Origin of the sequence: Colwellia sp. MB02u-6, from assembly GCF_014077095.1 — a bacterium.
Lineage (GTDB): Bacteria > Pseudomonadota > Gammaproteobacteria > Enterobacterales > Alteromonadaceae > Cognaticolwellia.
On the sequence record NZ_JACGVG010000036.1, the window covers coordinates 120,943 to 134,275 of the forward strand.

The 13,333-nt window shown below is 37.6% G+C and carries 10 protein-coding genes; 7 read left to right on the forward strand and 3 right to left on the reverse strand.

What is annotated here, in order from left to right; genetic code table 11:
* Positions 1–21: 21 nt before the first annotated feature.
* Both H4J46_RS12430 and H4J46_RS12435 read left to right on the forward strand, forming a co-directional pair.
* Complete coding sequence (locus H4J46_RS12430; RefSeq protein WP_259365829.1) at positions 22–1,116, forward strand: hypothetical protein; 1,095 nt, start codon at positions 22–24, stop codon at positions 1,114–1,116.
* A 3-nt stretch (positions 1,117–1,119) separates the two neighbouring features.
* Positions 1,120–2,106, forward strand: coding sequence for a polysaccharide deacetylase family protein (locus H4J46_RS12435; protein WP_182233815.1), 987 nt, complete (start codon positions 1,120–1,122; stop codon positions 2,104–2,106).
* 184 nt (positions 2,107–2,290) lie between these two features.
* Here the strand turns inward: H4J46_RS12435 and H4J46_RS12440 are convergent, their stop codons facing one another.
* Positions 2,291–3,700: a TIGR03013 family XrtA/PEP-CTERM system glycosyltransferase gene (locus H4J46_RS12440; RefSeq protein ID WP_182233816.1), complete on the reverse strand. Its 1,410-nt coding sequence runs from the start codon at positions 3,698–3,700 to the stop codon at positions 2,291–2,293.
* 246 nt (positions 3,701–3,946) lie between these two features.
* On the opposite strand from H4J46_RS12440, the gene H4J46_RS12445 reads away from it, so the two are divergent.
* From H4J46_RS12445 to H4J46_RS12465, 5 genes are read left to right on the forward strand one after another with little or no spacing between them, the layout of a single operon-like run.
* Complete coding sequence (locus H4J46_RS12445; protein ID WP_259365830.1) at positions 3,947–4,570, forward strand: XrtA/PEP-CTERM system exopolysaccharide export protein; 624 nt, start codon at positions 3,947–3,949, stop codon at positions 4,568–4,570.
* Positions 4,571–4,607: 37 nt separating this feature from the next.
* A complete protein-coding gene (locus H4J46_RS12450) occupies positions 4,608–6,200 on the forward strand; it encodes an XrtA system polysaccharide chain length determinant (RefSeq protein WP_182233818.1) in 1,593 nt (530 codons plus the stop codon).
* Between the two features lie 3 nt (positions 6,201–6,203).
* Positions 6,204–7,067, forward strand: a complete 864-nt coding sequence (locus tag H4J46_RS12455; protein WP_182233819.1) for an XrtA-associated tyrosine autokinase — start codon at positions 6,204–6,206, stop codon at positions 7,065–7,067.
* Complete coding sequence (locus tag H4J46_RS12460; protein WP_182233820.1) at positions 7,024–8,649, forward strand: TIGR03016 family PEP-CTERM system-associated outer membrane protein; 1,626 nt, start codon at positions 7,024–7,026, stop codon at positions 8,647–8,649. The genes H4J46_RS12455 and H4J46_RS12460 overlap by 44 nt, the downstream gene beginning before the upstream one ends.
* Positions 8,650–8,653: 4 nt before the next feature.
* Positions 8,654–9,685: an XrtA/PEP-CTERM system-associated ATPase gene (locus H4J46_RS12465; protein ID WP_182233821.1), complete on the forward strand. Its 1,032-nt coding sequence runs from the start codon at positions 8,654–8,656 to the stop codon at positions 9,683–9,685.
* 225 nt (positions 9,686–9,910) lie between these two features.
* On the opposite strand, the gene prsR is transcribed toward H4J46_RS12465, so the two are convergent.
* Complete coding sequence (gene prsR / locus H4J46_RS12470) at positions 9,911–11,260, reverse strand: PEP-CTERM-box response regulator transcription factor (protein WP_182233822.1); 1,350 nt, start codon at positions 11,258–11,260, stop codon at positions 9,911–9,913.
* Positions 11,261–11,273: 13 nt separating this feature from the next.
* Positions 11,274–13,331: an XrtA/PEP-CTERM system histidine kinase PrsK gene (prsK, locus tag H4J46_RS12475; RefSeq protein ID WP_182233823.1), complete on the reverse strand. Its 2,058-nt coding sequence runs from the start codon at positions 13,329–13,331 to the stop codon at positions 11,274–11,276.
* Positions 13,332–13,333: the final 2 nt, after the last annotated feature.

The following is a 13,333-nucleotide window of genomic DNA, read 5'->3' on the forward strand; positions in this document are numbered from 1 at the left end:
CTTATTTTAAAGAAGAAAAATATGCAGGAGTGGCTGCCACAATACATTAAACAACGCATGAAAAAACCAGCCCACAACGCGGCAAATACCCAACATATTATTTTCTCTTTTGTTGATCACTATGAACCTCAGTGGGGTAAGCCAAATAGCATTGATATTGAACGCAGCCGTGTTGACCGTTGGTGTGAAGAATATCCCGCCATGGCAAGTAAACACCTTGATGCCAACGGCGTACACCCTCAACACACTTTTTTCTACCCCGAGGAAGAGTATCGCGTTGAACATTTAGATAAAATTGCCAAATTATGTCGCGCTGGTTTTGGTGAGATAGAAGTACACTTGCATCATGACAACGACACCTCTGATAACCTAAGAGCGTCAATTAGCCAATTTTGTCATATTTTACATAATGACCATGGTGCTTTGTCTCATCACCCAGAAACAGGGCAATTAATGTATGGCTTTATTCATGGTAATTGGACACTCGATAATTCAGGTCATGACGGTAAGCTTTGTGGTGTAAACGACGAATTAATTGTTTTAAAAGAAACCGGTTGTTACGCAGACTTTACCTATCCGTCGGCCCCTCATAGTACACAACCTAAAACCATTAATAGTATCTATTACGCCAAAGATGATGCGCTTAAACCAAAATCGCATAACACGGGTGTTGACGTGAGTGTTGGAGGAAGCCCATGGGGTGACCTTATGATAGTGAACGGCCCATTGATGTTGAACTGGAAAAAATTAAAAAAAGGCATTTTTCCTCAAATCGAAAACGCTGACATTAGAAAAGGCATGGAGCCGACTGATAAGCGTGTTGATTTATGGGTAGAAGCTAATGTGCATGTTAAGGGTAAGCCTGATTGGGTATTCATTAAAGTGCACACCCATGGTACACAAGAAAGAGATATGGACATTATATTAGGAAAACCTGTTGATGATATGTTTTCTTATTTAGAAGCTAAATACAACGATGGTGAGCGTCATCAATTGCATTACGTTAATAGCAGGGAAATGTACAATATGATTAAAGCAGCCGAAGCAAATGAGGCAGGAAGTCCTCATCAATACCGTGATTATATCTTACCCAAACCTAATTTTTTTGCGAAATAGCGCATGCTGATTAATAAAATTAGAACGCGAATTTTCCGTCATTTAGGTATAACAAAACTATTATGGCGTTATCGAAAAAATGGCATTTATTGCTTTAACTTTCACCGTATAGGTGACGCTAATAAAGGCAAGTATGACCCTAATATATTTTCTTGTAGCGTAGAAGACTTAAAAAAACACCTGTCTTTTATTAAAAATAATTTTGAAGTCATCAATCAAGCTTGCTTTATAGCCATAGTCAATAGTGGCCAGGTAGTGGATAAAAAGCTCGCTTACATTACCTTTGATGATGGTTATTTAGATAACTACGAATTAGCTTTTCCTGTTTTAAGGGCCATGAATGTTCCCGCAACCTTCTTTGTTGCTACCGGGCTAATTGAATCAAAAGTTGTTCCCTGGTGGGATGAAATTGCCTGGCATGTTAGGCAGTGTAATTTAGATGAACTGAGTCTGCCTTCGTGGCATAAACCGATTGTATTATCGAACACAACATTAAATAATAATATTAGAGCCGTATTAAGCCAATTCAAATCGGTATCGGTGCCGATAGAGAAGCAATTAGTAGAATTACGCCAGATTACTGGCTTGGTATTAGAGCATTATGACAGTGAATTTATGACTTGGGCGCATATAGCTGAAATGGAGTCTGCTGGCATGGCAATCGGTGCTCATTCACATTCGCATCGTATTTTTTCAGGCTTAAGTGCCAAAGAACTATCACATGAATTATCGCATGCAAAAATGTTATTAGAAGCGAAATTAACTCAAAAAATATTGTCTATTTCTTACCCCGTGGGCAATGCCTCAACCTATAACAAAGACATGTTTGATGAAATAGATCGACAAGGATATCAACTTGCTTTCACTTTTCGATACTTTATCAATCAACAATTAAAGCCTAACAAATTTCAATTAGGACGATTCTCAATTTCTGAGCCCTTTACTGAAAGAAGATTTATGGAGTTGTGTCTTAACGCACCTACCCTTTAAATGATAACAACAGCTTGAAGTTTTAAGCTGTTGGCTGTCAGCTTTCAGTTAATAAATAGCGGTTTTAAGTGATTAATATTACGGTGTAAACCTGCATAAATGTGGGGGGGGGGGGTATTCCTGAAGCTACCTCTCAAATTCAAGTACATAGGCACTTGAATTTAAAGATATTAGGGTGGAAAGTTTAGCGGCCTTTGCCAAATAAAATGATTTCAACTGTTCTGATTAAAATCAGTAAATCCAACATAAAGCTGCGATGTTTGATGTAATACAAATCGTATTTTAGTTTTTCTAAAGAGTCATTTTCTGTAGCGCCGTATGGGTACTTAAGTTGCGCCCAGCCTGTTAAGCCCGGTTTAACATTATGGCGTTCATTATAGTATGGAATATTCTTAATCAACTGCTGAACAAACTCTGGCCGCTCGGGACGAGGGCCAACAAAACCCATTTCACCCAACATTACGTTATATATTTGTGGTAGTTCATCAATGCGATATTTTCGAATAAACTTGCCAATTTTTGTGGTTCTATTGTCATTTTCTGAGGCCATTTGAGCACCATTTTTTTCTGCATCAAGTCGCATACTTCTAAATTTAATAATATTAAAAGCTTCGCCATCTACGCCAACACGCTCTTGGGAATAAAAAACAGGCGCTTTTAACCCTTCATCTAACTTAATTAATAGGGTAGTAATGAGCATAATAGGCCAAGTGACCATCAGTAAAATCAAGCCCATACCCGCATTAAAAATCCAGTCTAAAGTGTTTCGTAAATGATTAGATGATGCAAAGCCATTAGAATATATAACCCAACTTGGATAAATTAAATTAACAGCAATTTGACCCGTTTCACGCTCTATAAAGTCAAGGATTTCTGTTATTTCAACGCCCCTAATTTTACAGGCAAAAAGTTCATCCACAGGTAGATTTTCTCGGCGCTCGTCGTTGGCCACAACAATTTCATCAATTTGATGCTCTAACGCGTAATTAACTAATGAGGTATCTAACTTAATGATATTTTCATTGATGATGCCATGGTCAGCATCGCCATTAAGGACCACAAAGCCATGCATAAAAAAGTTTTGTCGGTCAACATCTCGACGCATTCGCCTTTCTATAATCGAGGCACGTTCACCTACTCCTAATACTAGGATATTGCGTTTATTGAAACCAAAAAAGTCTATTCGTAGTGTTAAATACCTCACGGCACTCACTATGAAGAAACTTATCAATGACGCCGTAGCTAATAACTCAATAGCTAATGCACCATCACCGTAAATAAGATTAAGCAAAGAAACAATAAAGAAACCGATAGCGACCGACACTAGTGATCTTCTCATTACGCCTCGTAAGTTCTCCCTTAATTTTGAGTTATAAAGTCCCATTGCCAAACATGAAAGCTGAACCATCAAGGCAAAAACAACTGCGTGGATAAACAACACGTTTAACGCGACACTTTGTGGATCGTAAGCAACAAAATGAAATAAACTATTTAGGTATAAGCTCAGTAAAAGTGCGCCCGCAAAACAGAAAAATTCGATTAGGACTAAAGACTTGCTACCCACAGGTAAATTGCGAAATTTAAGATTCGACATAAGCTTGGAAAGTTCCTTTTAGTGAATAAAAATAAACCAGCATGTAATGCTTTTATTTTATTAGAGTTGATTCATTACTAAATGTAAATATTGATGTAGGTAAACATTAGTATATTTAAAGTACTTTATTTACAATATCTTTACAATATATTAAATAATGTGCATCATATGTGAAAATCAAATACAATCTAATCGCTTATATAAAAAACAGTTGTAAATAAGAAGGTTAATACCATGGAAAAATGCATGACTAATACATTAAAAGCACTTATATTTCTTGCACTAGGCTATATTGTAACCGGATGTAGTTCACCTACATTACCTCCTGCCCAGCTTCACCCGTCAAACACTGTAGATGTAGATTCGTACAAATATTTAATTGGTGCCGGCGATGTGGTCAATATTTTTGTTTGGCGAAATCCTGAAGTTTCGGGCACGTTTATCGTCCGTCCTGATGGTATGATCACCACTTCGCTAGTTGAAGATATTCCCGTATCAGGCAAAACACCCACAGAACTTGCCCGTTCAATTGAAGAAATACTTGCTACCTATTTGCGAGAACCTGTTGTGACCGTAACGGTCAATAATTTTGTTGGCCCCTTCAGTGAACAAATTCGCATTATTGGTGAAGCAGCCCAGCCCCAGTCGGTTAGTTATATTCAGCAGATGACCTTATTAGACGTTATGATCCGCGTTGGTGGGTTAACTGAGTTTGCCAATGGTAACGGGGCAATATTAGTGCGTATAGAAAATGGTCTACAAAAACAATATGACATATTTATTGAAGACCTAATTAAAAATGGGGAAATATCAGCAAATGTTGATGTATTACCTGGCGATATTATCGTAATACCTGAAACATGGTTTTAAACGTAATAGCTTTATTTACCTGTTTTAGAGGTCAGGAATGCAAGAAATTATAGAACAAATTATAGATTACCTTAAAGGGATTTGGCTTAAGCGTCGCTTTATTATTATATCAACTTGGTTAATATGCCCGTTAGCGTGGGTTTATATTGCTCAACTTGATAATGTGTATGAGTCTGATGCCCGTATATACGCAGATACTCAATCTATCCTGGGTCCGTTGTTAAAAGGTTTAACGGTTGAAACAAATCCCCAAACACAAATCCGTTTAATGATTAAAACGCTGTTAAGTCGCCCAAATCTAGAGCGCATAACGCGTATGACAGATTTAGATGTGCAAGCCACCACGCCTGCAGCTTATGAGTCATTAATTGATCGCTTAAAATCTAATATTACGATTAGAAAAACGGGTGGTCGTGCAGACAATATTTTTACCATTTCTTATCTAGATAAAGATCCTGAAATGGCAAAAAATGTTGTTAATTCTGCATTAACTGTTTTTATTGAGAATACGTTAGGTGAAAATCGAAACGATTCCAACTCAGCACAAAAATTCTTAGATACCCAGATCAAAGACTATGAAAATCGCTTATTAGCCTCTGAGTCTAGGTTGACCGATTTCAAACAAAAATATAGTGGCGTTTTACCCGGTCAATATGGCGGCTATTATCAAAAGTTAAATCTTGTAAAAGAGCAACTAAAAGTAATTGATTTAAGTTTACGTGAATTAGAGACTCAATTAAAGTCTGCGAAAGCGCAATTAAGCTCTTCTCCGTCCAGTGGTGGTAATGCTCAAAATAATATTAAGAATTCCTATAGTATTCAAACCACTTATGACGGTCGTATTGCTGAATTAGAAGCAAATTTAGATTCACTGCAATTACGTTATACAGAAATGCACCCTGATGTTAAAGAAGTTAAACGCAGACTTGCTCACTTAAATAATCAACGCAGTGAAGAAATTGATGAATATTTAAGTAGCACTAAAAATGACGATGGCAGTAAGCTTTTAAGCAGCCAAAACCCCGTTATACAACAATTGCAAATACAGGTGAATCAGTTAGAAAATCAAGTAGCATCAACTACCGTTCGAGCAAATGATTATCGCCGGCAAGTTAAAGAGCTTGAAAGCAAAATTCACATTTTGCCAGAAATTGAAGCAGAGTTAACCTCATTGAATCGTGGCTATAACATTACAAAAGAGAAATATGAACAATTACTCAACCGCAAAGAAACAGCACTGTTAGCTCAACAAGCCAATGAAACAACAAACCCAATACAATTTAAAGTTATTGACCCACCTCGAGCCCCAACTGCACCCGTTGGACCCAAACGCGTGCTATTTTTAGTGGGTTCGACTATTTTTGCTTTTGGTGTTGGTGTTGGCTTATCTCTGTTATTTAGTCAAGTTAATCCCGTGGTTACCTCTAGTAGTCAGGTAGCAAAAATTACGGGTATTCCTGTCTTTGGTGTGGTGTCAGCCACAGAAAATCTTGGCTTGCAACGTTGGTATAAACGAAAAACCCTGATTTTTATTATTTCTAATAGTGTGCTCTTCATCATGCTGGCATTTTTTATGCTTTATGCCATTGCACCCAATGTTATATTAGCGCCGATTAGAGGGATTTTATAATTTATGAGTATTATTGAAAAAGCGCGAGCCAAACAACAGCAGAAAAATTTGGAAACCTCCGTTAAGGAGGCTCAATATTCGCTAGAAAAAGAGAGTATTAAGGAGCCTATTTACGCAAGTCCAAAGCACGAATTGCCCCTTGATAAAATAGGTTTAGCAGAGCGCGGTTATCTCATTGATAACGGTACTCGGAAAAGTATCAAAGACGAATTCCGTAAAATCAAGCGAATACTGCTGAACAATGCTTTTGGTAAAGCGGCAAAAACACTACACCATAGTAATTTAATTATGGTCAGTAGTGCTAAACCCAACGAAGGTAAAACCTTTGTTGCAATTAACTTAGCGTTAAGTATAGCGCTTGAACAAGATAAAACGGTATTGCTTGTCGATGCAGATGTTCTTCGGCCAAGTGTTATGCGTGAATTAGGTATTGAAGAGCAGCTTGGTATGATTGATTATTTACTGGGTAAAACAGAACACGTAAGCGATATAATTTACAATACCGATATTAATAAATTGAAATTAATACCGGCTGGGAAACTACACCATTTGTCTAACGAATTATTAGCCAGTGAGAAAATGGCTACATTGGCTAATGAGTTGGCTAATCGTTATCCCGATCGTATCGTTATTTTTGATTGCCCGCCATTGATTGGCGTCACAGAAACACTGGTATTAGCAAATTTAATGGGACAAGCAGTCATTGTTGTTGAGGAATCAAAAACCTCAATTGTTGATATACAGGCGGCAACTGAACACCTCAACGAAAATTTAGCTTTGGGGCTGGTACTTAATAAAGCAATAAGATCTCATAAGGATTTGTATGGCTACTACGGCTACGGCTATGGGTATGGCACAAAAAACTAAACTCACTAGTGTTTTTTTCGCATTGATTTACTCTAACTTTGCTTTTGCAGGTGATTGGCAATTTGACCCGAGCATTAATCTTGATGAAACCTATACTGACAATGTTGGTTTAGTTCTTAATAATCAACAATCTAGCTTAGTAAGCCAAGCTGGGGTTAATATAAAAACCAGTTATACCGCACAACAAGCAAAATTTACTTTGTCGTCGCAAAGTAATTATGCACTGTATAGCCATAATCATAAACTTGATAATGATTACCACACGATAGCGAGTGATTTACGGCTTCAGCTTTGGCCTAACGGCATTGTACTTTTTGGTGCTGTGAATATTTCAAACCAATCCCGTAATGGCAGTAGAAACGCCTTAGCTGATATTGTTTCCGCCGATACAACTCAAGTTGAAACCTATAATGGTGGTATTGAATACAATATTAACAATAGTACTTATGTTGTTAATTCGTCTATTGGCTATAAAAAAAGCAATTCAGCAGATAATATCGGCAATCGAGAAAGCGTAATTACCCAACTCAACAGTACTAATGGTACTGGTACTCGACATGCGTTTTGGGAATTACAGCATAATTATCAAGAGCAAAAAAATAATGGCAAGAATGGTCAGCAAAGCCAAAGTGAAGCTATTATTGGCTTAATTACTGACTATAATGTCAATCCCTTTGTACGTTACTATAGCGAAGATAATAGTGGTGATATAAATACTACGAATCGATCATTAGAGTCAAATTCTTATGGCTTAGGGGTTCGCTGGTTAATTTCACCAAGACTGCGTTTAGATGCCTCATATAACAAACCGATTGGCGATAAGTTAGATCTGAATGACGATGAACAGAAAGCATATGTAAATGCCGCTGTTCAATGGCAACCTTCTCCTCGCACCAAGCTTTCAGCAAACATTTCTGAACGCTTTTATGGTACGAGTTATGGCCTTGATTTAACACATAGTAATAGGCGTTTAACCAACACTATTAGTTATGTCGAAAATATTCAGACGTTTACCCGTAATAATTTTGTACCAAACACTATTGGACTTTATTTTTGTCCTAATAATATCTTGCAGATCGAAGAATGTATTCTTAAAGATGATACTACCATTTTTCTTAATACCCCAAATGACTCAAGCAATCAGGGCTCTCAAATAGTTTTGATTCAAGATTTTACCTTAGCAGAAGATAACGTTTATTCACTTAATAAAACCTTTAGTTGGACCTCTACACTTGCGCTACCTCGCACCACAATTAGTATTAATACTAATCAGCAAAATCGAGAAAATCTCGACACCCGTATTGAAGACGAATTGAGCTCAGCAAGTTTAAGCATAAAACGAAGAGTCAGTGGCCGTTCTAGTGCTGGTTTTACTTTATCTTATACTGAAACTAGCTTGCAACTTGATACCGAGCTAGAGCGTACTGATAGGTATCGACGTTACCAACTAGACTACGATACATCCCTAAATAGTGCATTGTCTTTTAATGTCGCTGTGAGCTACCTAAACAGAAGCTCTGGCAATGCACTTCTCAATTATGAAGAAGGCCGCATTAGCGCCAAAATTACCAAAGGCTTTTAGCAGTATGTATGAAATTTACTATGGTTTTAAAGAAAGACCTTTCCAATTAAGTCCTGATCCAAGATTCTTTTTTGCGTCTAGTCATCATCAAAGAGCGTTGTCTTATCTACAGTATGGTTTAGACCAAGGTGAAGGATTTATCGTGGTCACTGGGCCCATAGGTACAGGTAAAACGACTATCGCGCGCAATTTATTAAATAACTTAGGCGATAAAAGTATTGTAGCAGCTCAGCTTGTTACCACGAAACTAAATCCTCAGGAGTTACTTGAGTTAGTCGCTTCAGAATTTGACATCTCCGTTATTGGTAATAGTAAAGCAGATTTACTGCAAGGCATTGAAAAATTTCTAATTCGATTACATCAACAAGGAAAAAGAGCCTTATTAATTGTTGATGAAGCGCAAAACTTACCCAGTGAAACTGTTGAAGAGTTACGTATGCTGTCTAACTTCCAGCTGGATAATAAACCTTTAATACAGAGTTTTTTACTTGGCCAAGAAGAACTAAAAGGTATTATACAAGCGCCTAATATGGAGCAGTTTCGCCAACGTATTATTGCTTCTGCACATTTGAAACCTTTATCAAAAGCAGAGGTGAAAGAATACATCAATCATCGCTTGCACCAGGCCGGTTGTATTAAAGATGATTTGTTTTCCGATGCGGCATTTGACCTCATTCATGAGAAAACCCTCGGTGTGCCACGAAAGATAAATATTTTTGTCGACCGCTTACTTTTATTTGGTTTTTTGGAGGAACTTAAAAGTATAAACACTGATGCGATTAATGAAGTTGCACAAGAAATGGAAGTTGAACTCACCGGCTCACTAAATACCGCAGAATTAGCCAGTAATGAGCCAAGTCAAGTTGTGGTAAATTCTTCAGAAAAAGTGGAAAGCATTAAAGAGATATTAAGAGAAGTAGAAGAAATACTGGAAGGTAATATAAAACAAAAAATAAAAATGGCTCGTTACATTGATAAAATACTCAAACATAAAAGCCGTATTTACACCAATACAGAAGAGAGCACTCAAAAGTAACACACCTTATGGTTATAGCTTTGCCTGCGCAGATTAAGTGTAGGTTGAGCTAAATGCCAATCAATGAAGTAGTTTCCACTACGAGTGTTTTTTGGCCCATTCAGTTAATCGCCCGCTTAACGATTGACGAACTGAAGTCCGACCTACAAAAAAATTACCCAAGGCTAGATTATCACCCCTAGAGTCGATGTAAGTTGAATTTTAGTCCATCAAGTTAAATAAAATTTAACCATTAACTTTTAATCCATACTTTTCTATTAATGAATAAAGTGTTGGCCGAGTTATACCAAGCAAATCAGCTGCTTTAGACATGTTGCCGTCAGACAGTGTATAGGCTTTTTGAATGGCGATTGATTCGGCTTGCTCACGTACTACACGTAAATTAAGTGAGAGTTCAAAACTTTTATTTTGATGATCAAAGAAACCTAAGTCTATTGCGGTTACCTGTGTGCCAGTCGTCATAATAACCGAACTTTTCACCTTGTTTTGTAACTCACGTATATTACCTGGCCACTTGTGCGCTTTAATCGCGCTTAATGCATCTTCAGAGAAGCCTTTAACGTTACGCTTATATTCAATAGCATAATGTTGAAGAAAGTACTGTGCAAGGATGATGACGTCTTCATCTCGATCACGTAACGGCGGAATATTTAAAGTAATTTCACTAACACGATAAAACAAATCTTCTCGAAAGGTCTTATTAGCAACCATCTGTTCAAGATTTTGATTGGTCGCGCAAACAACTCTGACATCAACTGAAATTTCTTGTCGGCCACCAAGACGCTCTATATTTTTTTCCTGCAAAAAACGTAACAATTTGGCTTGTAAACTATAGGGCATATCACCAATTTCATCGAGAAATAATGTCCCGCCTTCTGCACATTCAATTTTTCCTTTGGTGGTACGATGCGCGCCAGTAAAAGCGCCTTTTTCAAAACCAAATAATTCACTTTCCAATAAGGCCTCTGGAATAGAGGCACAATTTATCGCAATAAAAGGCTTTTTTTTACGTTCACTCGCTAAGTGTACAGCATTAGCCGCTACCTCTTTACCGGTGCCACTTTCGCCTAACAGTAAAGCCGTTATGCTTGTTGGAGCAATACGTTTTACCATCATGCGCAAACGTTCAATACTCTCACTGTTGCCAATAATACCCATGTCACTGCCGGCAACCGCACGCATTTTGCGGTTTTCTTGTTCAATAGCTGCCAAACTAAATGCACGAGAAACAATGACATTAATCACGTCAGTTTCAATCGGCTTTTGATAAAAATCATACGCCCCAGCAGAAATCGCTGCTAACGCATGGGTTCGATCATCATTGCCGGTGATAACAATAACTTTACTATGTGGTGCAATAGTCAAAATTTCTTGCAATGCAGCGAGACCTTCTGACACGTTAGCTGGATCGGGTGGTAAGCCCAAATCTAAGGTGATAACTTTAGGTTCATGACGGCGAACTGCAGCAATCGCACTTTCACGATCGCCTGCGAGTACAACATCGTAATCAGATAAACTCCATTTTAATTGCTTTTGGATTCCTTTATCATCGTCTACGATTAACAACTTTTCCATGCTGGTTAGATCCTTATAGTAAATCTTGACTGCTTATTGCGCCCGCTAATTTTAATGGCAGATCAATAGTAAACACTGTTCCTTGTTTAGGCGTACTTGCTACTTTGATAATACCCGCCATATTCTCAAAAAACTGCTTTGCTTCAAATACCCCAATGCCCATACCAGCATTACCTTTGGTTGAGTCAAAAGGCCGAAATAATCGACTTTTAATAAATTCTTCACTCATGCCACAGCCATTATCTGCAATGGTAATTCTAATAGTGCGTTTTTTTTCAATAAGAGAAACTTTTATCCAACCATCCTTTGTTGTTGCCTCTTGTGCATTTTGTATCAAATGATGCATGACAGACTGAAAAGATTCACTATCTATATAAGTCACACAATTACCATGTTGCTCAAATTCAATCCCTGGTAAGCTTTGACTACATTGCGAAACAACCTTTTTAACGATTGTAGCTAAATCAGTCTGGCTATGAGAAGACTGTTCAATCTGTTTTTTTCGCAGTTGAGACAATACCTTTTCTAGCCTTTGTGTTGCTGATTCGACCGTTTCAAAAACGTCATCAATAAATTCAGGATTATTGCGATGCTTTTCGGCATTTGAAGTAATTAAGGCTAATTGCGCCTGAACATTTTTCAGATCATGTACCAAAAATGCTGACATACGATTAAAGGCATCAAATTGCTTTGATTCACTGAGTTTATCAGTGGCTTCATAGAGTGAAATAAAATTGCCAAGTTGTTTAGATATGGCAAATAATAAATCTCTGTCTTCCCAATTTAGTCCTTTGAGTTCATTTTCATCCGCAAGTAAAAATAAGCCATAAAATGCTTTGCCAATAAATATTGGCACTATAATTTGGATGTGGTTAGACCGACATAGCCCGACATCTAAGGTTAATTCAGGATAAAGAAAAGGAGAGTTTTCGTATTCATTGACGTCAACTATCCAACCTTTTTGGTGGCAGAATAGCCCAACTTCCAAAAGCTGTTTTTCTATCTCTTCATTGATTTCAAGCCCATGGCTGTATTGAATTTGATATTGTTGGTTGGTAAACTTTTTAATGATCGCCCCACGTGAAGCCTCTACTTTAGACATCATAATTTGTGTTGCCATTTGATAATGGCTTTCGCCGCTAGCCGTTTCTATTTTTTCAATCAGGTTTAACCACTCGTCGCGATATTCATATTTATTGGCAAAAAAGTTTTTGGCGATAAAAACTTTAACGCGACGGCGCAAAGACTCTGTAATCAACAAAGCAACAAGGACAATACCACTGAGCATTAAAAAACCAATACTAACTAAATCACCCCATTCTCCACCTAGGTAATTTATAACATAACCAGTAAATGACATTAGCAGTAAGTAAGCACCTGCTATCATCAACATGGAACTATAGAAAACAACGTGACGAGAGACAAAAATACGTACTTCACCATTATTAATACGGCGAATGCTGATCAATAAAAGTGGTGCCACAAATAGCGCTAAAAAACCTCGGCTAAACCAAAAGTTAAAAGCAATGCTATCAACCATAGCGGCTTGTGCATATAGCACAAAGTCAAATATAGCGACACCGGCAAGAGCGACTACCAACGGCCAAATAGCCCAACGCACTTGCCGGCTAGCATTGCGATAAAGCTGTTCAAGCAACACTAACATCCACAAATTAAGCACGATAAACAGCAAAAATATATATTTGTAGGCATAATCTAACCAGTAGCTTGCCAACCAACAACCCAACATCAACAGTAACCAAACACCAAGGTATTGGCGAATGGTGTAATTGCCCAATAGTGCTTTAAAATCACGATTTTCAGTATTAAATAAAATAATTAATAACGACCAACAGGCTATTTTAATGCCATCTGCTAACATAGCCCATTGCAGGTTATAACCTAATTTAATTTGTAGGGTAGCCACGACATTACTGCTTAACGTGACTAAGGTACAAAATAATACCGCTTGTGCAACTAAGCTCTGGTTACGGGCAGCAATAATGAGCAGTGCAAGTAATGCATAGACCACGACGGCTGAAGAGAAGCCTAATAAACCAATAAAATCCATAA

Excerpts from the sequence above, each read along its gene's own strand:
- H4J46_RS12430 (WP_259365829.1), top strand. The coding sequence starts at position 22 with ATGCAGGAGTGGCTGCCACAATACATTAAACAACGCATGAAAAAACCA.
- H4J46_RS12435 (WP_182233815.1), top strand. The coding sequence starts at position 1,120 with ATGCTGATTAATAAAATTAGAACGCGAATTTTCCGTCATTTAGGTATA.
- H4J46_RS12440 (WP_182233816.1), bottom strand. The coding sequence starts at position 3,700 with ATGTCGAATCTTAAATTTCGCAATTTACCTGTGGGTAGCAAGTCTTTA.
- H4J46_RS12445 (WP_259365830.1), top strand. The coding sequence starts at position 3,947 with ATGACTAATACATTAAAAGCACTTATATTTCTTGCACTAGGCTATATT.
- H4J46_RS12450 (WP_182233818.1), top strand. The coding sequence starts at position 4,608 with ATGCAAGAAATTATAGAACAAATTATAGATTACCTTAAAGGGATTTGG.
- H4J46_RS12455 (WP_182233819.1), top strand. The coding sequence starts at position 6,204 with ATGAGTATTATTGAAAAAGCGCGAGCCAAACAACAGCAGAAAAATTTG.
- H4J46_RS12460 (WP_182233820.1), top strand. The coding sequence starts at position 7,024 with ATGGCTACTACGGCTACGGCTATGGGTATGGCACAAAAAACTAAACTC.
- H4J46_RS12465 (WP_182233821.1), top strand. The coding sequence starts at position 8,654 with ATGTATGAAATTTACTATGGTTTTAAAGAAAGACCTTTCCAATTAAGT.
- prsR (WP_182233822.1), bottom strand. The coding sequence starts at position 11,260 with ATGGAAAAGTTGTTAATCGTAGACGATGATAAAGGAATCCAAAAGCAA.
- prsK (WP_182233823.1), bottom strand. The coding sequence starts at position 13,331 with ATGGATTTTATTGGTTTATTAGGCTTCTCTTCAGCCGTCGTGGTCTAT.